This window comes from Sphingomonas sabuli (assembly GCF_014352855.1).
GTDB lineage: Bacteria > Pseudomonadota > Alphaproteobacteria > Sphingomonadales > Sphingomonadaceae > Sphingomicrobium > Sphingomicrobium sabuli.
Map to the genome: position 1 here is coordinate 982,926 of NZ_CP060697.1, position 20,843 is coordinate 1,003,768.

Genomic DNA, 20,843 nt, shown 5'->3' on the forward strand with positions numbered 1-20,843 from the left:
TTATTCGCCCTTGCGGGCCATGGCGACGGCGCGCTTGAGTTCGTCGTAGCCGACCGCGCTGTTGATCACCCGGTCGCCGATGATGAACAGCGGCGTTCCAGTGGCGCCAAGCGCGCTGGCCAGCTCGAAATTCTTCTTCAGCTCGGCCTCGACGTCGGCGCTTTCCTGCGGCTTGGGATCAATGCCCGCCGCCTTGCTGGCGACCGCAAGCGTTTCGGGACCCGGCTTGCCCGCTTCCCACAAAGTGTCGTGGAACTGCGTGAAGCGCCCGGCCTTCGATGCCGCCAGCGACAACCGCGCGGCGGTCACGCTCTGCGGGCCGAGAATCGGGAATTCGCGATAGACGACGCGGACGCCGGGATCCTCGCGGATCAGCTTTTCCAGATCGTCGTTGCTGCCTTTGCAATAGGGGCAGGCGTAATCGTAGAATTCGACCAGCGTCACGTCGGGCTTGCTCGACCCCTTCCACGACGTACCGAACGGCGTTTCGATCGCGGCGCGGTGCTGGGCCAGAAGCGGCGCATATTGGCGGTCGCGCAGCGCTTCGCCCGCATCGACCAGGATTTGCGGATCGGCGAGGATGCCGTTGCGAACGATCCGGCCCGACAGATATTGCGGAACGACCAGCACCAGCAGCGCCGCCGTCAGCAGCGCCCCCACCAGTCCGCCCAATATTGCGGACGTCAGGTGCCCGGGGCCGCTTCGCGTGTCGTTCACTACTGTTTCTTTTCCCGATACCTTTTGTCGTCCTTAGCGAGCTCGGCGCGGGAAACCATCGCAATGTCCTGCGCGCGCAGGTAATCGGACGTGCCCTGCGGGATATTGCGCAGCGCCATCTGCGCGCTCGAAAAGGCGAGCTTCGGATTACCCTCCAGATTATTGCGCTCCGCGGTGGCCAGAGCGGCGCGGCCCATGTCGCCTTCACGCTCGTAGATCACGCCCATCTGGTACCAGGCGAAGGGATTCTGGTTGTCACGGCCGATGGCGGCCTTGAGCACCTGCTTGGCCTCCGGGAAATTGTCGCGCTTTTCGGTCGCGATCAGGGCGTGGCCGAGCATCGAGGCGATCAGCGGCGTGTCGTCGGACAATCGGGTGGCATCGCGCAGCGGCGCAATGGCCGCTTCCGGCCGCCCGCTTTCCAGCAATATCTGCCCCTTCAGCTCCAGGAAATAGGGGTCGTCGGCATCGGTCGCGAGGAGCGCATTGGCTTCCGACAGCGCTTTTTCCGGATAGGCGCCAAGATGGTAAGCATAGGCCCGCGCGTAATGACCGGGAACGCTCAGGTCGCTTTCCGGATATTTGGCGACCGCGCGCTTCGGATCGGTGAAGCCAAGCAGCTTGGCCTTGATCCGCTGGAATCGCCGTTCGAGGTCGGGATTGGGCGGCTTGCTCCACGCGGGATCGGCCTTGAGCTTGTTTTCCAGGCTCTGGATACGCTCGCCCGACAGCGGGTGGGTGCGGTCGTAACTGTCCTCGGCATAGATGGCGAGGCGATACTCGTTATTCTGCAGCTTGCCGAAGAAATCGAGCATGCCCTTTCCGCTGACCCCGGCGCCCGACAGATATTTCGCGCCGGCGGCGTCGGCGCTGCTTTCCTGCGTGCGGCTGAAGGCGAGGAACTTGCCCAGCGCGGCCTGCTGGCCCGCGGCCATGATGCCCATGCCCGCTTCGCCAGCGCCCGCGGCGACGGCCAGGGCGCCGAGAATCAGGGTGGCGATGGTCAGGCCGGTGGCTTCGCCGGCACCGTCCTGAATGCGGATAGCATGGCCGCCCGCAACATGGCCGAGTTCGTGCGCGATTACGCCCTGCAGCTCGTCCACTGTATCGGCGGAATTGAGCAGGCCGGACTGGATGTAGACCGTCTGGCCGGTGGCGACGAAGGCGTTGATCTCCGGATCGTTGAGCAGGACGACCCTGACGTTGGCCGGGTCGAGCCCCGCCGCCTGGACCAGCGGCTTGCTGAGGTCGCGGAACAACGCCTCGGTCTCGGCATCGCGAAGTATCGACGGGCCGCCATCGGCCGCGGCCGGCCGGGCGACCGACACCGTCAGCAAGACGAAGACAAGCATCAGCCGGGTGAGCCGGGACAGGAGCATGCTCATGCCCCGGACTTCACACGCACTGGCTGAACCCCGCATTTATCCGCGCGCCGTGTGGCCGCGAGCATCAGCCGAAGGTGCGCTGCCACCATCCGCGGCGCGGTTCGCCCGGCTCGTCAGGATCGCCGCCGTTGGGGTCGTTGTCCGCATTGGGCACTGGGGCGGGTTCGGACGTATCCGGGGCCTCCTCGGCCGCCTTGGCCTTGGTGCTGCGCTTGCGCGGCTTGGCCTTGGCCTTCTGCCCCGCATCGCCGTCGGTTTCGGGGGGCGGCGCTTCGGGCGGCGCCGGCTCTTCCGCTTCGGCCTTGGGCTTGGCCTTGGCGCGGCTGCGCTTTGGCTTGGGCTTCTCTTCCGGCGCGGCCTCGGTCTCGGCGATCGGCGCTTCCGCGTCGACCGGTGTGTCGATCATCGGCGAACTGGCCGAGTCGACGATAGACTGGTCGCCGTCGTTCGCTTCCGCCGCCTCTTCCGACCGGCCCCGGCCGCGGCCACGGCCCCGGCTGCGGCGCGAACGCGGCTTCTTTTCGCCCTCGGCTTCGTCACCATCGCGGGTTTCCGGCTGGTCTGCCTGATCGGATTGCTCATCCTGAACGCTCCGGTCCTCGGAACCGGCCTCGTCGGACGATTCCTCGCCGCCGCTGCCATTTTCGCCACCGCCGCGGCGACGGCCGCGTCCGCCGCGCCGCCGGCGACGGCGGCGGCGTCCGCCACGTTCGTCGGATTCACGGGATTCGCGGGACTCGCGAGACTCGCCGCGCTCGTCGCGGCGGTCCTCCTCGTCCTCGTCCTCTTCATCCTCATCGTCGTCGTCGGCACCGACCAGCGCGGCGTCCAGCTCGTCCTCGTCCTCATCGGGCGAATATTGCACCGGCTGGGTGCGCTGCATCGGGACCGGTTTGGGCCCGGAGCTTTCGACCGCCATCTTGGCGCCTTCGAAGCTCTCGTCGATGACGATTTCGATCGACACACCATAGCGCGCCTCGATTTCCGCCAGTTCCGACCTCTTTTTGTTGAGCACGTATACCGCCGCGTCGCGACCGGCGCGCAGCAGGATCCGCTCGCCCTTGCCCCGCGCAGCTTCGTCCTCGACGATGCGCAGCGCCGACAGGCCGGCGGAGGATGCCGTACGCATCAGTCCGGTGCCTTCGCAATGCGGGCACGGCTTGGTCGACGCTTCGAGTACGCCGGTCCGCAGCCGCTGGCGGCTCATTTCCATCAGCCCGAAGCTGGAAATGCGGCCGACCTGGATGCGCGCGCGGTCGTTCTTGAGCGCGTCCTTCATCGCCTTTTCGACTTTGCGGACATGGCTGTTCTGTTCCATGTCGATGAAGTCGATGACGACGAGGCCCGCCATGTCGCGCAGGCGCAGCTGGCGGGCGATTTCGGCCGCCGCTTCGAGGTTGGTCGCAAACGCGGTCTGCTCGATATTATGCTCGCGCGTCGACCGGCCGGAGTTGATGTCGATCGACACCAGGGCTTCGGTGGGATTGATGACCAGATAGCCGCCGGATTTCAGCTGGACCACCGGCTGGTACATGCCGGACAATTGGTCCTCGACCCCCGACCGCTGGAACAAGGGCGTGGATTCGGTATGCTGCTGAACCCGCTTAACGTGGCTGGGCATGAGCAATTTCATGAAGCCGCGCGCGGCCTTGTAACCGTCGTCGCCTTCAACGATCACTTCGTCGATATCGCGATTGTACAGGTCGCGGATGGCCCGCTTGATCAGGTCGCTGTCGCGATAGATCAGCGCCGGGGCCGTGCTCTTGAGCGTCTTTTCGCGGATCTCGTCCCACAGGCGGGCAAGATAATCGAAATCGCGCTTGATCTCGGTCTTGGTGCGCGACAGCCCGGCGGTGCGGACGATCAGCCCCATGGTCGACGGCAGGTTGAGGTCGGCCATGATCGACTTCAACCGCTTGCGGTCGGCGCCGTTGGAAATCTTCCGGCTGATGCCGCCGCCATGCGACGTGTTGGGCATCAGCACGCAATAGCGGCCGGCCAGGCTCAGATAGGTGGTCAGCGCGGCGCCCTTGTTGCCGCGTTCTTCCTTGACCACCTGAACCAGCAGTACCTGGCGGCGCTGGACGACGTCCTGGATCTTGTAGCGGCGGCGCAGGTTCTGGCGCTTCTGGCGCAGCTCGTCGGCAGCCGATTCGTCGACCGGCGAGCGGTGCGATCCGGTGCCGGCCTCGACGGATTCGTCGCCGCCTTCGCCGTCCTCGCCCTCGTCGCCATGATCATTGTCATGGTCGTGATAATCGTCGCCGCCGTTGCGCAGGCGCTCTTCCTCGGCTGCGGCCTCGGCTTCTTCCTTCAGCAGCGCGTCGCGGTCCGCCTTCGGAATCTGGTAATAATCCGGGTGGATTTCGCTGAACGCCAGGAAACCGTGGCGATTGCCGCCATAGTCGACGAACGCCGCCTGGAGCGACGGTTCGACGCGAGTAACCTTGGCTAGATAGATATTCCCTTTGAGCTGCTTGTGCTCGGCGGATTCGAAATCAAACTCCTCGATCCGGCTTCCCTTGACGACGGCGACCCGGGTTTCCTCCGGGTGGCGCGCATCGATCAGCATGCGCATGGACATTGAATATTCTCCGGGAGCGGCCGCGCGGCATCGAAGCCGGCCGGCGCGCCTTTGACTGGGCCAGCCCGGGCGGGTGTCGGTCGCTGGTGCTGGCAGATGAAGGTGATGTCGTGTCTGCTGCGCGCGCCAGACCCGCGACAGGTGCGGGAACACCTTCTCGCTGCTCGGACAGGAGCGCGCGAGTGGTGTTTAGTGGCGTCATACAGCATCAACCTGTTGGGCCGCTTCCCGTTACGGGGCGTGCGGCGGTCCCTCGGCAGGAAGCCGGGGTAATGTCGGTTAGCATCGCCCAGCCGTGTCCGCAACAAACTTGCCTTCATCGTCGCGCGACGAGCGGTAAGTAGCTGTTAACCATGAATTCGTGATAAACAGCCGATTACCGGCAGTTTCGGAGAGTGGATGCCAGCGGGGGTGAACAGACAGCGGCTGATGGTCGGCGGCGGCATATTTGCCGTTGCCGCGACGGCCCTGCTTGCCCTTGGCACGTCGGCCTTCGCCGGCGGCGTCGGCGACAGCGCGCCGAGCGTCACCGTGCCCCTGCCCTCCCCGCACGTCGGGCTGAAGATTATCGAAGCGCGCGTGCCGGGCCGGCCGCTAGTGCTGATCGACCCCGGCCATGGCGGCCGCGACCCCGGCGCCAGCGCGGTGTCCGGCGACGTCAGCGAAAAAGCGCTGACCCTGGAATTCGCGCGCGAGCTGCGCGATGCGCTGGCCAAGCGCGGCCGGGTGCGCATCGCGCTGACCCGCGAAGACGACCGCTATTTGACACTTGAGCAGCGCTCGGCCCTTGCCCGCCGCGTCGGGGCGAGCCTCTATGTATCGCTGCACATGGACAGCGCGCCCAATCCGCTGGCGCGCGGAGCCAGCATCTACTCCTTGTCCGATGTCGCATCCGATGCCGAAGCGGCGCGCCTGGCCCGATCGGAAAATCGCGCGCTCGGCCGCTCCGCCGGGTCGGACGGATCGGTCCGCGCAATCCTGTCCGACCTCGTGCTGCGCAGCCGCATGTCCGCGTCCGCCGACTTTGCCGAACGGCTGGTGCGCCATTCGACCGGCCGCGTCGCGCTTCGCCCGCAACCGCACCGCTTTGCCGATTTCCACGTCCTGCGCAGCGCCGGCGTGCCCGCCGTGCTGTTCGAAGCGGGCTATATCAGCAACGTCGACGACGAAGCGTTGCTGCGGTCGCCCGAGCAGCGCGCGCGGATCGTCGCGGCGCTTGCCTCTTCCATCGAAGCCGATATGGCCGCTCGGGCATTGCGCTAACCCACTGCGCCATTGGCGCTTCCCGCAACGAGGCCGAGCGACTACACGATCCTTAAAGCCATGAAGTCCGACAGTCTCCCGCTCCCGCGCGTTCCGATGCCCGACCTCGTCACCTTCAACCAGCGGGTGCACGACCGCATCGACCCGTTCTTCGCCCGCCGCGGGGTCAAGCTCATCAGCATCGTCGGCGCGGCGCTATTTGCCTTGTTCGCCGCCGTATGGCTTTATTTCGCGACCGGCCTGCCGTCGGCGGACACGCTGCTTGCCTACCAGCCTCCGTTGCCGAGCAAGGTTCGCGACCATGACGGCAATCCGGTGCAGAACTTCGCCCGCGAACGGCGCGTCAATCTTGCCTACGACGAGTTCCCGCCGGTGGTGGTGCAGGCCTTCATCTCCGCCGAGGACAAGACCTTTTTCCGCCACGGCGGCATCGATTATGCCGGCCTCGTCGGCGCGGTCGGCGATTATGCGCTGAAGACCGTTACCGGCGGCGGCCGCGCCCGCGGCGGTTCGACCATCACGCAGCAGGTCGCCAAGAGCCTGTTGCAGGACAGCAGCTACAATATCGGCCGCAAGATCCGCGAGGCGATCCTCGCCTTCCGGCTCGAATCCACCTTGTCCAAGGAACAGATCCTCGAACTGTACCTCAACCAGAGCTTCCTTGGCCGCAACGCCTATGGGGTCCAGGCCGCGTCGCGCGCCTATTTCGACAAGGACGTCGACGACCTGACTCTGTCCGAAGCCGCCTATCTTGCCGTGCTGCCCAAGGCGCCGTCCAACTATGACCCCGTCCGCCAGACGCAGCGCGCGCTCGACCGCCGCAATTACGTTCTGAGCGAGATGCACGGCAACGGCTACATCACGGAAGCGCAATGGCGCGCGGCCGCGTCCACCCCGCTGGGCACCATCCGCTACGGCGGCGGCGAGCATTTCCGCGACATGGGCGGCTATTTCATGGAAGAGGTCCGCCGCGACCTCCTCAAGCGTTTCGGCGAGACTGCCGAGGACGGCGCCAACAGCGTCTATGCCGGCGGCCTGTGGGTGCGCACCTCGGTCGTGCCGGTCATGCAGGACGCCGCCGCGGAAGCGCTTCGCGAAGGGCTTGCCAGTTTCGACGGCAATCGCGGCTGGCGCGACCTTGGCAAGAGCATCGAGATCGACGGCGACTGGGCCGGCCTTCTCGACCGCACGCCCATCGGCACCGGCTTTCCCGACTGGAGGAAGGCGGTCATCCTGTCCAAGGATGGCGGGTCGGCGGAAATCGGCTTCGCCAACGGCGACAAGGGCACGATTTCCGCTTCGGCCGCGTCGGTGCCCAAGCGCGGCGGCGGTGGCAGCGCATTCAGCAATTTCCGTCCCGGCATGATCATCGTCGTCAAGGACCAGGGCAACGGCAGCTATGCGCTGCGCTCCATCCCCGAGATCGGCGGCGGCTTCCTGGCGGAAGAAGTGCACACCGGCCGAATCCTCGCCATGCAAGGCGGCTTCGACGTCATCGGCTCGTCCTACAACCGGGCGACGCAGGCGCTTCGCCAGCCGGGCTCCTCGTTCAAGCCGATCGTCTACGAAACCGCGCTCGAAAACGGCATGACCCCGGCGTCGATCGTCGTCGATGCGCCCTTCTGCGTGTGGCAGGGCGCGGGCCTGGGCAACAAGTGTTTCACCAACTTCGACCATCGCTATTCGGGGCCGAAGACGATGCGCTGGGGCGTCGAACAGTCGCGCAACCTGATGACCATCCGCGCAGCGTCAGAGGTCGGCATGGCCAAGGTGACGGACACTGCGCGCAAGCTCGGCGTCGGCGACTATCCCAATTACCTGTCGATCGCGCTTGGCGCCGGCGACACGACGGTGGCCCGGCTGGTCAATGCTTATGCCATCCTCGCCAACCAGGGCCGGTCGGTGAACCCGACGATGATCGACTATGTCCAGGACCGTAACGGCAAGGTCATCTATCGCACCGACAACCGTTGCGAGGTCATGCAGACCTGCAACGCGCCCGATTGGGACGGCAAGGCGATGCCGCGGCCGCCGGTACGGACCAAGCAATTGCTCGATCCGATGGCCGCATTCCAGATGGTCCACATCCTTGAAGGCGTGGTTGAACGCGGCACCGCGACCGTGCTGCGCGACCTCGACCGGCCGATGTTCGGCAAGACCGGTACGACCAGCGGACCGACCAACGTGTGGTTCGTCGGCGGCACGCCCGATGTGGTGGCCGGCGTCTACCTTGGCTACGACCAGCCTCGCCCGCTGGGCGGTTGGGCACAGGGCGGCCGGGTTGCCGCGCCGATCTTCAAGCAATGGGCCAAGGCGTCGTTGAAGGATTATCCGAAGACACCGTTCGTCGCACCGGCCGGGATCCGCTGGGTGCGGGTCGACCGAGGCAGCGGACGGCGCGTGTTCGGCACCTTCCCGACCACCGTCGATCCCAAGAGCCAGGTCATCTGGGAAGCCTTCCAGCCGCAGACCGAGCCGCGCCGCAGCTTCCGCCACCGCCGTGGCGAGGATGTCGCCGAAGTCGCTGCCCAGCAGACCGCCCAGCAGCGCCGGCGCCGTCCGGCCGCGGTCAGGCGCCAGCAAGCCCCGGCAGCCAGCGCCGACCAGCCCGCATGGATGCGGCCGCTGCCCGCGCCGCAGCCGCAGCCCGCGCCCGCCCAGAACACCACCGCGCCGCTGTAACCGGCGGCCGGCACAGCAGACGAAAGACGATTTGAAATGCGCGCAGAAGCGCAAGCCCATGTCGACCAGATCAACGCCGCGACCGAGCTGTTGCGCCGGTTCCTTGATTGGGACCGCGCCCAGCGACGGCTCGAGGAGTTGAACGCCAAGGTCGAGGACCCGACGCTGTGGGACGATCCCAAGGCGGCGCAGGACGTCATGCGCGAACGCCGCCGGCTGGACGAGGCGATCGGCGCGACCCGGTCGATCGAGCGCGAACTGGCGGACATCGTCGAGCTGATGGAAATGGCCGACGGCGAAGGCGATAACGCCCTTGTCGACGATGCCGTGAAGAGCCTGGCCGACCTTGCCGAGCGGGCGGAGCGCGACAAGGTCGCTGCGCTGCTGGCCGGCGAAGCCGACGCCAATAATGCTTATGTCGAAGTCAACGCCGGGGCCGGCGGGACCGAAAGCCAGGACTGGGCGGAAATGCTGTTGCGCATGTATTCCCGCTGGGGCGAGCGGCACGGCAACAAGGTCGAGATGATCGACCACCATTCGGGCGAGCAGGCGGGCATCAAGTCGGCGACCATTCTGGTCAAAGGCGAGAACGCCTATGGCAATCTGAAGACCGAAAGCGGCGTTCACCGGCTGGTCCGGATCAGCCCCTACGACGCCAATGCGCGCCGCCACACCAGCTTTTCCAGCGTCTGGGTCTATCCCGAGGTCGACGATGACATCGAGATCGAGGTCAACGAAAGCGACCTGCGCATCGACACCTATCGCGCATCCGGCGCGGGTGGGCAGCACGTCAACACCACCGACAGTGCGGTGCGCATCACCCACGTCCCTACCGGGATCGTCGTCGCCTGCCAGAACGAGCGGTCGCAGCACAAGAATCGCGCCTCGGCGATGAAACAGCTGAAGGCGCGGCTGTACGAAGCCGAGCTGCAAAAGCGCGAAGCGGAGGCCAATGCCGCCAATGCCGCCAAGACCGACATCGGCTGGGGCCATCAGATCCGCAGCTACGTGCTGCAGCCCTATCAGCTGGTGAAAGACCTGCGCACGGGCGTCACATCGACCGCGCCCGGCGACGTACTTGACGGCGACCTCGACCGCTTCATGGCCGCGGCCCTGTCGCAGCGGGTGACCGGCGAGACCGTCGAGGTCGAGGATGTCGACTAGGCGCAGTCGCTTTTCGCTGGCGGCAGCCCTCGCGCTCGCCGCCTGTACCGCCAAATCGGACCAGCAGACCTTTCCCGAAGCCGACCGCCCGGTCGCGACGATCGTCGGCGACAGCTTTTCCACCGAGGACGCGCGCGACCGGATGGATGAGTTTAACCGGGTCGTCGAGCTTGCCGGCGTGAAGCCGGGCATGTGGGTTGCCGACGTCGGCGCGGGCGAAGGCTATTATGCCGTGCGGCTGTCCCCCGTGGTCGGGCGGCGCGGGCGGGTCCTGGCCGAAGACATCGTACCGGAGGTGAAGGAGCGCCTGGCCGACCGCATCCAGCGCGAAAATCTGGAGAACGTGGCGGTGTCGCTGGGCCGTCCGGACAATCCCGGCCTGCCGCGCGGGTCGCTGGACCGGGTGTTTCTGGTCCACATGTACCATGAGGTCGGCTCGCCCTACGCCTTCCTGTGGCACCTTCGGGAATCGCTCAAGCCGGGCGGACGGATCATCGTTGTCGACGCCAGCCGGCCGACCCAGCGCCACGGCACGCCGCCCGACCTGCTGCGCTGCGAATTCGCGGCGGTCGGTCTGGACCTGCGCCTGATCCGCCCGGTCAGCGGACAGAATTACCTTGCCGCCTTCGAAGCATCCCGGCCGCGGCCCGAACCGGCCCAGATCAAGCCCTGCCGGGTCCAATAAGCCGAAAAATTCAAGTTTTTCAGTCTGCCAGATTACACAACGGCGCAAACCGTTACTATTTATAAACTGCAGCGTTGAGATGCTCCGAACATATTAACATAAGTAATGACAACAGCTGGCTGCGGTGAAAACAGTTGAAGGGCATCGTCTTCAATCTGCTGGAGGATGTAATCACGCAGTCGCACGGCGCGGATGCGTGGATGGACCTTGTCGATGCCGCCGGCGTCTCGGGCATCTACACCTCGCTGGGTAGCTATCCCGATGAGGAAGTGAACGCGTTGGTGATAACGGCCGCCGACCGGCTGGGCAGCACGCCCGACGCGGTGCTGCAATCGTTCGGCCGCGCCGCGATGCCCCGGCTGGCCGATCGCTACAGCGAATTTTTCGTCGGCCACGACAGCACCCGCAGTTTCGTGCTGAGCGTTAACGACATCATCCATCCCGAAGTGCGCAAGCTCTATTCGGGCGCCGGATGTCCCCATTTCCATTTCCGCGACGATGAAGACGGGCGTCTGCTGGTCGGCTATCAATCGCCGCGCGGGCTGTGCAAGCTGGCGCACGGGTTCATTGAGGGTGCGTCCGACCATTTCGGCGAGACGGCGGAGATCGAGCACCTGGCCTGCATGCACCACGGCGCCCCGTCCTGCACGCTTGCGGTACGCTGGTCATGAGCGACTCCGACGACCGCTATCGCCGGCTTGAGCGCCAGCTGGCGCGCGAGCGCGCGGCGCGCTTCGAAGCCGAGGCGATCGCGGAAAAAGGCCTTCGCGACCTGTACGAAAGTCGCCAGCGGCTGGAGCTTCTGCAGCGCATCACCGAAGGCGCCAATGCGGTGTCGCGCATGCGCGTGGCCCTCGACTTTGCGCTGGGCGAGATCTGTTCGCAGATGGGCTGGGATTTCGCCAACGCCTATCTGGCCAGCCACGATCAAACGCGGGTCGAGGCGTGCGACCTATGGCGGACGCCCGACAAAAGCGGGATCGAACCGTTCATCGAAGCGTCCCGCCGCATCGCCTTTGCCAGCGGCGTCGGCGTGCCCGGCATCGTTCTGGCGACCAAGACGGCTTACTGGATCGACGACGCCCGGATCGACGGCAAGTTCAAGCGCCGGGCGCTAGCCGCCAAGTGCGGCTTCGTCACCGCCTGCGCCTTCCCGGTGATGGCCGGCGACGAAGTGATCGCGGTGATGGAATTCCTGTCGCGCCGGACCCTGCACCGCGACGAAAGCCTGATCGCGCTGATGGAGCAGATCGGCAAGCAGCTCGCCGGGTTATCGAACGCGAGCGCAACGAGGTGCTGAAGCATGACACCCGCCACGATCCGCTGACCGGGCTGCCCAATCGGGTGATGCTGGCCGAGCGGTCGCATACGGTGTTCGACGCCCATGCCGCGCAGCTGGAGCAACTGGCCGTGCTGGCAATCGACCTAGACGGGTTCAAGGCGGTCAACGATCGCTGCGGGCACGATGTCGGCGACGCGCTTCTGGTTGAGGTGGGCCACCGGCTGGTGTCCACCGCCAATCACTGGCGGGTCGAGCTGAGCAAGGCTGGCGTGGACTGCAAGACGCTGGTTGCGCGGACGGGCGGCGACGAGTTCGTCGTCCTGCTCGACGGCGTGCGGCGGATGTCGGACCTGCTCGCGCTCGCGAACGCCATCCACGATTCCATCGCTGCGCCGATCACGCTGCTGGGCGAGAGCATGGGGATCGCGGCGTCGATCGGCGTTGCTCGCGGCACGGCGGAATATGCCGAGATCGGCCATTTGCAGCGCGATGCGGATCTGGCGATGTACGAGGCCAAGGCCGCCGGGCCGGGGCGGACCGTTGCCTTTACCACCGAGCTTGGGATCACTGCCCGCAAGCGCCGCGTGCTGGAACAGGAATTGCGCGAAGCGGTGCTGGCCCACCAGTTCGTGCCTTATTACCAGCCGATCGTATCGATGACCGGCGGCAACCGGATCGTCGGATTCGAAGCGCTGGCCCGATGGGTCAAGCCCGACCAGAGCGTGATCGAACCCGAAGGCTTCATCGCCGCCGCCGAGGAGACCGGCCTGATCGTCTTCATCGGCGATGCCATCCTGCGCGAAGTGTGCCGGGCGCTGGGCCGCCTGCGGCGCGTCGAGGACGGGGCCGAGGCGCCGTTCATTTCCGTCAACATCGCCGCGCAGCAATTCCTCCAGCGCAACTTCGTCGAGCAACTCGGCATCGTCCTTGCGGAAACGTGCGCCGACCCCGCGGGCCTGCGGCTGGAAGTGACCGAAAGCGTCGCGATCATCGATCCCGAGCGGACCGCCGAAGTGCTGACCGAAATCCGGGCGATGGGCATCCACACCAGTCTCGACGATTTCGGGACCGGCTATTCCTCGCTCAGCTACCTGCAGGTGCTGCCGTTCGATTCGCTTAAGATCGACCGGTCGTTCGTCACCCAGCTGCAGGAGCCCAAATGCATGTCGATCGTGCGCACGATCATGGACTTGGCCAACCGGCTGGAGCTGGAGGTCGTCGCCGAAGGGATCGACAATCGCGCCCATGCCGACATCCTGGCCGCGATGGGCTGCCAGCTTGGGCAGGGCTATTTGTTCGGCCGCCCGGTCAACGAATTCCAGGCGTTCGGCCAGTGGTTCGATCGCAAGCGCAGCGCCGGAGCGCGCGCGGCCTGAACCCTAAGCGGCGGCGCGGGCCTGCCGCTTGCGCTCATGCGGATCGAGATAGCGCTTGCGAATGCGGATGTGCTTGGGCGTCACTTCGACCAGTTCGTCGTCCTGGATATAGGCGATCGCCTGCTCCAGGCTCATGCGCCGCGGCGGGGTCAGGCGAATGCTTTCATCCTTCGGCCCGCTGGCGCGGAAGTTGGTCAGCTGCTTGGACTTGAGCGGATTGACCTCGAGGTCGTGGATCTTGGCGTTTTCGCCGATCACCATGCCTTCGTAAAGGTCGTCGCCCGGCGACACGAACAGGACGCCGCGGTCTTCCAGCGCGTTGAGCGCGTAGGCGACGGCCTTGCCCTTTTCCATCGAGATGAGAACGCCATTCTGGCGGCCCTGGATCGGGCCCTTGTACGGCCCGTATTTCTCGAACAGCCGGTTCATGATGCCGGTGCCGCGCGTGTCGGACAGGAATTCGCCGTGATAGCCGATGAGGCCGCGTGACGGCGCGCTGAAGGTCAGGCGGGTCTTGCCGCCGCCCGACGGGCGCATGTCGGTCATTTCCGCCTTGCGCAGCGCCATCTTGTCGATGACCGTGCCGGAAAATTCGTCGTCGACGTCCACGACCACGGTCTCGTACGGCTCCTCGCGGCCGCCGGGGCCGTCGCGGAACAGCACGCGCGGGCGGCTGATCGACAGTTCGAAACCTTCGCGGCGCAGTGTTTCGATGACCACGCCAAGCTGCAATTCGCCGCGGCCGGCGACTTCGTAGCTGTCGTTGTCCGACGCGGTGGTGACGCGAATGGCGACATTGCCCTCGGCTTCGCGCTCCAGCCGTTCGCGGATGACGCGGCTTTGCACCTTGTCGCCGTCGCGCCCGGCATAGGGGCTGTCATTGACCGAGAAATTCATCGCCAGCGTCGGCGGGTCGATCGGCCGAGCGTGGAGCGGCTCGCTGACCGCCGGTTCGGCGATGGTGTTCGACACGGTCGCCTTGATTAGGCCGGCGATGGCGACAATGTCGCCCGCCTGCGCGGTCTCGACCGGGACGCGCTCCAGCCCCTGGAAGGCGAATACCTTGGTCGCGCGGCCGGCTTCGACGAGATTGCCGTCGACATCGATCGCCTTGATTTCCATGTTGGTGGTCAGCTTGCCGCTTTCGATCCGCCCGGTCAGGATGCGGCCGAGGAACGGATCGCGGTCGAGCAGTGTGGCGAGCATCTTGAACTCGCCGCCGGTGTCGAGGCCCGGCGACGGCACGTGGCTGACGATGGTTTCGAACAGCGGGGTGAGGTCGCCGTCGCGAACGGTATCTTGCTTGCCCGCGTAGCCGGCGCGGCCCGACGCGTAGAGCACCGGGAAATCGAGCTGTTCGTCGCTGGCTTCGAGGTTAAGGAACAGTTCGAACACCTCGTCGAGCACTTCCGCGGGCCGTGCATCGGGACGGTCGATCTTGTTGACGACGACGATAGGTTTCAGGCCCAGCGCCAGCGCCTTGCCGGTGACGAACTTGGTCTGCGGCATCGGCCCTTCGGCGGCATCGACCAGCAGGATGACGCCGTCGACCATGCTGAGAATACGCTCCACCTCGGCGCCGAAATCGGCGTGGCCAGGCGTGTCGACGATGTTGATGTGGTGGGTGGTGCCGTCATGGTCCCATTCGACCGACGTGCACTTGGCAAGGATGGTGATCCCGCGCTCTTTCTCGAGGTCGTTAGAATCCATCGCGCGCTCTTCCACGCGCTGGTTGTCGCGGAAGGTGCCCGACTGGCGGAACAGTTGGTCGACGAGCGTCGTCTTGCCATGATCGACGTGGGCGATGATCGCCACGTTGCGCAGGTTCATTGGTTTTTCCTGAGAATTTCGAGCGGCGCCCTACAGGATCGCCGCCGTTGTTGCAATGCAACATGGGGCCGCAGGGGCGGGATTTAAATGCCCCGCTCCATGATCTCGATGGCGCGTTCGACCGCGCGTAGCTCACTATGGGCCAGCCGTTCGAGCTTGCCGCGCAGCTGGGCATTGGCGGCGGGACTGCGCGCCATCTCCTCGCGGCCGCTGGCCGTCAGCCGAAGCGCCAGTCGGCGGCGGTTGTCCGGATCTTCGCGCCGCTCGACGAGGCCGGCGCGGACCAGCGCATCGACCGACCGGCTGACGGCGGGCGCGCCACGTTCGAGCGCCGCCGATACCTCGTTGAGGGTCGCCGGCTGCAACTGCTGGATAGCGCCTAGCAATTTGCGCCGGGCGACCTCGGCCCGCTCAGCGGGTCCGTCCGCGACCCATTTGTGCGCGATTTCGGTGAAGCGCGTGGCAAGCGCGGCAGGGATGTGGGCGGAACTGAATTGCTGCATGGCAAATATTTCAACACCAACAGCGTTGCGGTTGTCAAGTTATGGCCGCTTGCGCTCGACCGAAGGGTCGCGCAAGGGCGCAAAGGTGACCCGCCGCCCTCGCCCTTCCCTGCCCCGCACGGTGTGGGTGCTGGGGTTCGTCAGCCTGCTAATGGACCTGAGCAGCGAGATGTATCACGCTCTGTTGCCGGTCTTTATCACTGGCGCGCTGGGCCTGCCGGTGGTCGCGCTCGGCGCGATCGACGGGGTGGCGGAAGCGACCGCGTCGTTCGGCAAACTGGTGTCCGGCCGCCTGTCCGACCGCAGCCGGAGGCGCAAGCCGTGGGTGCTGCTGGGCTACGGCCTGTCGGCGCTGACCAAGCCCTTGTTCCCGCTGGCCAACGGGTTGCCGCTGTTGATGGGGGCGCGGTTCGCCGACCGCATCGGCAAGGGCATTCGCGGCGCACCGCGCGACGCGATGATCGCTGACGAAACCCCGCCCGAATTGCGTGGCCGTGCCTTTGGCCTTCGCCAGGCGCTGGACACGGTCGGTGCGCTGATCGCCCCGCTGGCGGCGATCGGCCTGATGTTCCTGCTGGCCAACGACATCCGCACCGTCTTCTGGATCGCTGCTATCCCGGCGGTGCTGTCCGCCTTGCTGATCCTCGTCGCCATCCGTGAACCGCCGGTGCACCGCGCCGTGGACAAGAAAGCGCCCTTCTTCCGCGGCTTTCGTGAACTGTCGACCGACACCAAACGGCTGCTGGGCATCGGCTTCCTGTTCATGCTGGCGCGCTTTTCCGAGGGCTTCCTGGTCCTCCGCGGACTCGACCTTGGCCTGTCGCCGGCGTTGTCGCCGCTGGCGCTGGTCGGCTTCAACATCGGCTTTCTTGCCCTCGCTTACCCGGCCGGCGCGATCAGCGACCGCATCGACCCGAAGACGGTGCTGGCCGCGGGGATCGCGGTGCTGATCGCCGGCAACCTCGTGCTTGCGGCCGATTTCGGCCTTGCGGGGCTGGTCGTCGGCGTCCTGCTGTGGGGGGCGCACATGGCCCTGACGCAGGGGATATTCGCGCGGATGATCGCCGACAGCGCGCCCGAGCAATTGCGCGCCACCAGCTTTGGCGCCTTCTATTTCGTGACCGGTATCGCCACCCTGCTGTCGAGCGTCGGCGCCGGACTGATCTGGGACCGTGACGGCGCCAGCGCGACCTTTATCGCCAGCGCCGGGGTCGCGGCGCTGGCGTTGACGATGTTGACGCTGTTGCCCGGGCGCCGCGTTAGCGCGTGAACTTCTCGCCCTTCTCGGCCTTGTCGAGCAGGAGCTGCGAGAAGCTGGCATCGTCGCCCATGCGCTCCTCGTTGCGCTTCAGGCCGGCAACGATCGTATCGAGCTTCTCGTAATTGTCGGCCCAGAACATCGGCCCGCCCTTATAGACCGGCCAGCCGTAGCCATAGACCCACACCACGTCGATGTCGGACGCGCGCTGGGCCATGCCTTCCTCGAGGATCTTCGCGCCCTCGTTGACCATCGTGTAGATGGTGCGCTCGATGATTTCCTGGTCGGTGATCTCGCGCCGCTCGACGCCCTGCTGGGCCGCGAAATCCTCGATGATCTGCTGCACCTTGGGGCTCGGGCTGGGCTGCCGCCTCTCGTCATAATCGTAGAAACCGGCGCCCTTCTTCTGACCCCAGCGGTCGATCGCGCACAGTGCGTCGCGAACGTTTTCGATGCGGTTCGGATCGCGGTGCCAGCCGATGTCGACGCCCGCCAAGTCGGCCATCTGGAACGGTCCCATCGGCATGCCGAATTCGACGTGCACGCGGTCGACCTGTTCCGGCGACGCGCCTTCGAGCAGCAGCTTGGTTGCCTCGACCTGCCGCGGCATCAGCATGCGATTGCCGATGAACCCGTGGCACACGCCCGCGACCACCGCGACCTTGCGAATGCGCTTGGCCAATTGCATCGCGGTCAGCAGGACGTCCGGCGCGGTCTTGTCGCCGCGCACCACTTCCAGCAGCTTCATGATGTTGGCCGGCGAAAAGAAGTGGAGTCCGACCACGTCCTGCGGGCGGGAGGTCGAGGCAGCAATCTCATTCACGTTCAGGTACGACGTGTTGGAGGCCAGGATCGCGCCCTGCTTGGCGATCTTGTCGAGCCGGCCGAACACCTCCTTCTTGACGTCCATATTTTCATAGACCGCCTCGATGATGAGGTCGCATTCGGCCAGCGCGTCGAAATCGAGCGTCGGGTTCAGGTTGCCCATCGCCTGCTGCACCTGCTCGCCGGTGAAGCGGCCCTTGGCGGCGCTGGCCTCGTAATTCTTGCGCACCACGCCGGTGCCGCGATCGAGCGCGTCCTGGCTCATTTCGACGATGGTCACCGGAATGCCGGCGCTGAGGAAGTTCATCGAAATGCCGCCACCCATGGTGCCGGCGCCGATCACGCCGACCCGCCGGATGTCGCGCGGGCGGGTGTCGTCGGGGATGTCGTCGATCTTGGCCGCCTTGCGTTCGGCGAAGAAGAAATATTGCTGGGCCTTGGCCTGCTTGCCGCTCATCAGCTCCATGAACAGGCGGCGCTCTTCGAGCACGCCTTCGCCGTACGGCTTTTGCGTAGCGACCTTGACCGCCTGGATGTTCGCTTCGGGCGCGTCGAAGCCGCGGAACTTGCGGGCATTGGCCTTGCGGAAATCGTCGAACACGGAGTCGGCTACACCTTCCACCCGGTCCTGTCGTTCCGACGATTTGGGCAGCGGGCGGATGTCGCGCACCTCCTCGGCATAAGCCACGGCGTGGGGCAGCAGGTCGCCTTCGATCAGCCGGTCGACAAGGCCGAAGTCGCTGGCCTGCTTGGCGCTGACCTGGTTGCCGGTGGCGCACATTTCCAGCGCCTTTTCGACGCCGGCGACGCGCGGCAACCGCTGCGTCCCGCCTGCCCCGGGTAGGATGCCAAGCTTCACTTCGGGCGTGCCCAGCTTCGCGGACGGCACGGCGACGCGGTAATGACAGCTGAGAGCGACCTCTAACCCGCCGCCAAGCGCGGTGCCGTGGATCGCAGCTACAACCGGCTTGGTGCAGGCTTCGATGCGGTCGACCACCTGCGGCAGCATCGGTGCCTCGAACGCCTTTGGCGTGCCGAATTCCGACACGTCGGCGCCGGCGAAAAAGGTCTGGCCGGCGCAGGCGATGACTACCGCCTTCACCGCCTCGTCCGCTTCCGCCGCCTCGATCGCCTCGACCAGGCCCTTGCGCACCGCATGGCCAAGCGCGTTCACCGGCGGATTGTTGGATTCGACGATCATCACATCGCCATGCTTGCGGGTCGAAATCGGGTCGGTCACGTCAGGTCTCCGGTTGGTCAGGCCGAGGTGCGGCCGTAATCCTGGAATGAAAATGGGTGCGAGGCGGACAGGCCGCCATCGACGGCAATCGTTTGCCCGTTGACATAGCTGGACGCTGGCGAAGCGAGGAACAAGGCGACGGCGGCGATTTCATCCGCTTCCCCGCCACGCCTCATCGGATTGAGCTGGCCGATGCGGCCGTCGCTGCCGGTTGCCCGGGCGCGCTCGTAGATCGGCGCCGTCATGCCGGTTTCGATCAGGCCCGGGCAGATGGCATTGATGCGCACCTGCGATCCCGCCAGCTGGGTGGCGGCGACCTTGACGAAATTTATGAGCCCCGCCTTGGACGCGGAATAGGCTGCCCCACCGGCACCTGCGCGAAGGCCAGCGACAGAGGCGGTGCAGACAATCGCTCCGCCGCCGCTGGCCTTCATGTGCGGCGCGGCATATTTGGTCAGCAGGAACGGGCCGATCAAATTGGTCTGCAGGATCGCCTGCCAGTCTTCGGCGCTTTGTTCGAACATCCCGGCCATGCCGCCGGAGACGCCGGCGTTGGCGAAGACGACGTCGATGCGGCCATGGTCGGCGACGGTCTGCTCGACCAGTGCCTGCACCTGGTCGTCCGACCCGGCGTTGAGCGGGACGATGCCCGCCCCTTCGCTACGATCGGCGGCGATGACGGTCGCGCCTTCGTCGCGGAACAGTCGTGCCGCCGCCCGGCCGATGCCCGACGCCGCACCGGTGACGATCGCCACCTTGCCGTCCAGAACGCCGGTCAATTGCGATCCCGCGGGCGGTGCTTGTCGAACTCGATCCGGGCGATGGCGCGGTTGTGGACCTCGTCCGGCCCGTCGGCGAGGCGCAGCGTGCGGATATGCGCCCAGCTCATTGCCAGCGGCGTGTCCTGGCCGACCCCGGCGCCGCCAAAGGCCTGCACCGCGTCGTCGATGACCTTCAGCGCCATTTGCGGCGCCTTGACCTTGATCATCGCGATTTCGGCGCGCGCGGCCTTGTTGCCGGAACGGTCCATCAGGTCGGCGGCCTTCAGGCACAGCAGCCGCGTCGCCTCGATCTCGATGCGTGCGTCGGCGACCCTCTGCTCCCAGATGCTATGTCCGGAAATACGCTTCCCGAACGCGACCCGGCTCTGCAGCCGCTTGCACATCAGCTCCAGCGCTTCCTCCGCCGCGCCGACGGTCCGCATGCAATGATGGATCCGGCCCGGGCCCAGCCGCCCCTGCGCGATTTCGAACCCTCGGCCTTCGCCGAGCAGCAAATTGCCCGCCGGCACCCGCACATTGTCGAGTGCGATTTCCATATGACCGTGCGGCGCGTCGTCGAAACCATAGACGGTCAGCGCCCGCTCCACGGTCAGCCCGGCCGCGTCCATCGGAATGAGGATCATCGATTGCTGCTGGTGGGTCGAGGCGGACGGATCGGTCTTGCCCATCAGGATCGCGACCTTGCAGCGCGGGTCCCCGGCGCCGGACGACCACCATTTGCGCCCGTTGATGACGTAATCGTCACCGTCGCGGACGATCGAACATTCGATGTTGGTCGCGTCGGACGAAGCGACCGCCGGTTCGGTCATCAGGAAGGCCGAACGGATGTCGCCGCGCATCAGCGGCGCGAGCCACGAATCCTTCTGCGCGCGCGAACCGTAGCGGTGCAGCACTTCCATGTTGCCGGTGTCGGGCGCGGAGCAATTGAATATCTCGCTGGCCCAGGGGATGCGCCCCATCTCCTCCGCGCACAGCGCATATTCGAGGTTGGTCAGCTGCTCGCCTTCGAACGCAAAGCTGTCGTCGACCTGCGGCACGGCCGGCGCGGGCGGCATGAACAGGTTCCAAAGTCCCGCGTCGCGCGCTTTTGGCTTCAGCTCCTCGATCACCGCGATCGGTTGCCAGCGGTCGCCCGCTTCATGCTGCTGCTTGTAGTCGGCGATGCGCGGGCGGACATGTTCGTCCATGAACGCGCGGACGCGGTCGCGGAAATGGGCCTGGCGCTCGGTAAGATCGAAATCCACGGCCCCGCGCTGCCAGAAACCGC

The 20,843-nt window shown here is 66.0% G+C and carries 16 protein-coding genes; 8 read left to right on the top strand and 8 right to left on the bottom strand.

Features of this window, described 5'->3' with window-relative positions; genetic code table 11:
* The 3 genes from H8M03_RS04940 to H8M03_RS04950 form a co-directional block, all read right to left on the bottom strand.
* Positions 1–717, bottom strand: a complete 717-nt coding sequence (locus H8M03_RS04940) for a DsbA family protein (protein WP_187480626.1) — start codon at positions 715–717, stop codon at positions 1–3.
* Positions 717–2,102 carry a M48 family metalloprotease gene (locus H8M03_RS04945; RefSeq protein WP_187480627.1) on the bottom strand — a complete coding sequence of 462 codons (1,386 nt, stop codon included), beginning with the start codon at positions 2,100–2,102 and terminating at the stop codon, positions 717–719. Before H8M03_RS04945 ends, H8M03_RS04940 begins: the two co-directional genes overlap by 1 nt.
* A gap of 64 nt (positions 2,103–2,166) precedes the next feature.
* A complete protein-coding gene (locus tag H8M03_RS04950; RefSeq protein WP_187480628.1) occupies positions 2,167–4,686 on the bottom strand; it encodes an Rne/Rng family ribonuclease in 2,520 nt (839 codons plus the stop codon).
* A 411-nt stretch (positions 4,687–5,097) separates the two neighbouring features.
* Between H8M03_RS04950 and H8M03_RS04955 the strand changes: the two genes are divergently transcribed.
* From H8M03_RS04955 to H8M03_RS12885, 7 genes are all read left to right on the top strand, one after another.
* Entirely contained in the window at positions 5,098–5,949 is an 852-nt protein-coding gene (locus H8M03_RS04955) for an N-acetylmuramoyl-L-alanine amidase family protein (RefSeq protein ID WP_187480629.1), read from the top strand.
* Positions 5,950–6,045: 96 nt separating this feature from the next.
* Complete coding sequence (locus H8M03_RS04960) at positions 6,046–8,631, top strand: penicillin-binding protein 1A (protein ID WP_187480630.1); 2,586 nt, start codon at positions 6,046–6,048, stop codon at positions 8,629–8,631.
* Positions 8,632–8,667: 36 nt separating this feature from the next.
* Positions 8,668–9,795 (top strand): peptide chain release factor 2, encoded by a 1,128-nt coding sequence (gene prfB, locus H8M03_RS04965; RefSeq protein ID WP_187480631.1) that lies wholly within the window; start codon positions 8,668–8,670, stop codon positions 9,793–9,795.
* A complete protein-coding gene (locus H8M03_RS04970; protein WP_187480632.1) occupies positions 9,785–10,480 on the top strand; it encodes a class I SAM-dependent methyltransferase in 696 nt (231 codons plus the stop codon). The genes prfB and H8M03_RS04970 overlap by 11 nt, the downstream gene beginning before the upstream one ends.
* A 134-nt stretch (positions 10,481–10,614) precedes the next feature.
* Positions 10,615–11,151 carry a heme NO-binding domain-containing protein gene (locus H8M03_RS04975; RefSeq protein WP_187480633.1) on the top strand — a complete coding sequence of 179 codons (537 nt, stop codon included), beginning with the start codon at positions 10,615–10,617 and terminating at the stop codon, positions 11,149–11,151.
* Entirely contained in the window at positions 11,148–11,780 is a 633-nt protein-coding gene (locus H8M03_RS04980; RefSeq protein ID WP_187480634.1) for a GAF domain-containing protein, read from the top strand. The genes H8M03_RS04975 and H8M03_RS04980 overlap by 4 nt, the downstream gene beginning before the upstream one ends.
* Positions 11,774–13,138 (top strand): putative bifunctional diguanylate cyclase/phosphodiesterase, encoded by a 1,365-nt coding sequence (locus H8M03_RS12885; RefSeq protein WP_187480635.1) that lies wholly within the window; start codon positions 11,774–11,776, stop codon positions 13,136–13,138. Before H8M03_RS04980 ends, H8M03_RS12885 begins: the two co-directional genes overlap by 7 nt.
* Positions 13,139–13,141: 3 nt before the next feature.
* Here H8M03_RS12885 and typA read toward each other — a convergent pair whose 3' ends face one another.
* Together typA and H8M03_RS04995 are read right to left on the bottom strand one after the other, a co-directional pair.
* Entirely contained in the window at positions 13,142–14,968 is a 1,827-nt protein-coding gene (typA, locus tag H8M03_RS04990) for a translational GTPase TypA (RefSeq protein WP_187480636.1), read from the bottom strand.
* 83 nt (positions 14,969–15,051) lie between these two features.
* Complete coding sequence (locus H8M03_RS04995; RefSeq protein ID WP_187480637.1) at positions 15,052–15,471, bottom strand: MarR family winged helix-turn-helix transcriptional regulator; 420 nt, start codon at positions 15,469–15,471, stop codon at positions 15,052–15,054.
* 85 nt (positions 15,472–15,556) lie between these two features.
* Between H8M03_RS04995 and H8M03_RS05000 the strand changes: the two genes are divergently transcribed.
* Positions 15,557–16,741 (top strand): MFS transporter, encoded by a 1,185-nt coding sequence (locus tag H8M03_RS05000; RefSeq protein ID WP_222931901.1) that lies wholly within the window; start codon positions 15,557–15,559, stop codon positions 16,739–16,741.
* On the opposite strand, the gene H8M03_RS05005 is transcribed toward H8M03_RS05000, so the two are convergent.
* Genes H8M03_RS05005 through H8M03_RS05015 form a run of 3 tightly spaced genes read right to left on the bottom strand, consistent with a single transcriptional unit; the run spans position 16,731 to position 20,820 of the window.
* Entirely contained in the window at positions 16,731–18,755 is a 2,025-nt protein-coding gene (locus tag H8M03_RS05005; RefSeq protein ID WP_187480954.1) for a 3-hydroxyacyl-CoA dehydrogenase NAD-binding domain-containing protein, read from the bottom strand. The genes H8M03_RS05000 and H8M03_RS05005 overlap by 11 nt on opposite strands.
* Positions 18,756–18,811: 56 nt before the next feature.
* The gene (locus tag H8M03_RS05010) at positions 18,812–19,573 is read right to left on the bottom strand and encodes an SDR family NAD(P)-dependent oxidoreductase (protein WP_187480639.1); all 762 of its coding nucleotides are present in this window, start codon (positions 19,571–19,573) and stop codon (positions 18,812–18,814) included.
* On the bottom strand, positions 19,570–20,820 hold the full coding sequence (locus H8M03_RS05015) for an acyl-CoA dehydrogenase family protein (RefSeq protein WP_187480640.1): 1,251 nt from the start codon (positions 20,818–20,820) through the stop codon (positions 19,570–19,572). Before H8M03_RS05015 ends, H8M03_RS05010 begins: the two co-directional genes overlap by 4 nt.
* Between the last annotated feature and the right edge of the window lie 23 nt (positions 20,821–20,843).

Bases quoted from the DNA above. Each gene is read 5' to 3' on its own strand.
- H8M03_RS04945 (WP_187480627.1), bottom strand. From the start codon at position 2,102: ATGAGCATGCTCCTGTCCCGGCTCACCCGGCTGATGCTTGTCTTCGTC.
- H8M03_RS04950 (WP_187480628.1), bottom strand. From the start codon at position 4,686: ATGTCCATGCGCATGCTGATCGATGCGCGCCACCCGGAGGAAACCCGG.
- H8M03_RS04960 (WP_187480630.1), top strand. From the start codon at position 6,046: ATGCCCGACCTCGTCACCTTCAACCAGCGGGTGCACGACCGCATCGAC.
- prfB (WP_187480631.1), top strand. From the start codon at position 8,668: ATGCGCGCAGAAGCGCAAGCCCATGTCGACCAGATCAACGCCGCGACC.
- H8M03_RS04970 (WP_187480632.1), top strand. From the start codon at position 9,785: ATGTCGACTAGGCGCAGTCGCTTTTCGCTGGCGGCAGCCCTCGCGCTC.
- H8M03_RS04980 (WP_187480634.1), top strand. From the start codon at position 11,148: ATGAGCGACTCCGACGACCGCTATCGCCGGCTTGAGCGCCAGCTGGCG.
- typA (WP_187480636.1), bottom strand. From the start codon at position 14,968: ATGAACCTGCGCAACGTGGCGATCATCGCCCACGTCGATCATGGCAAG.
- H8M03_RS04995 (WP_187480637.1), bottom strand. From the start codon at position 15,471: ATGCAGCAATTCAGTTCCGCCCACATCCCTGCCGCGCTTGCCACGCGC.
- H8M03_RS05005 (WP_187480954.1), bottom strand. From the start codon at position 18,755: ATGATCGTCGAATCCAACAATCCGCCGGTGAACGCGCTTGGCCATGCG.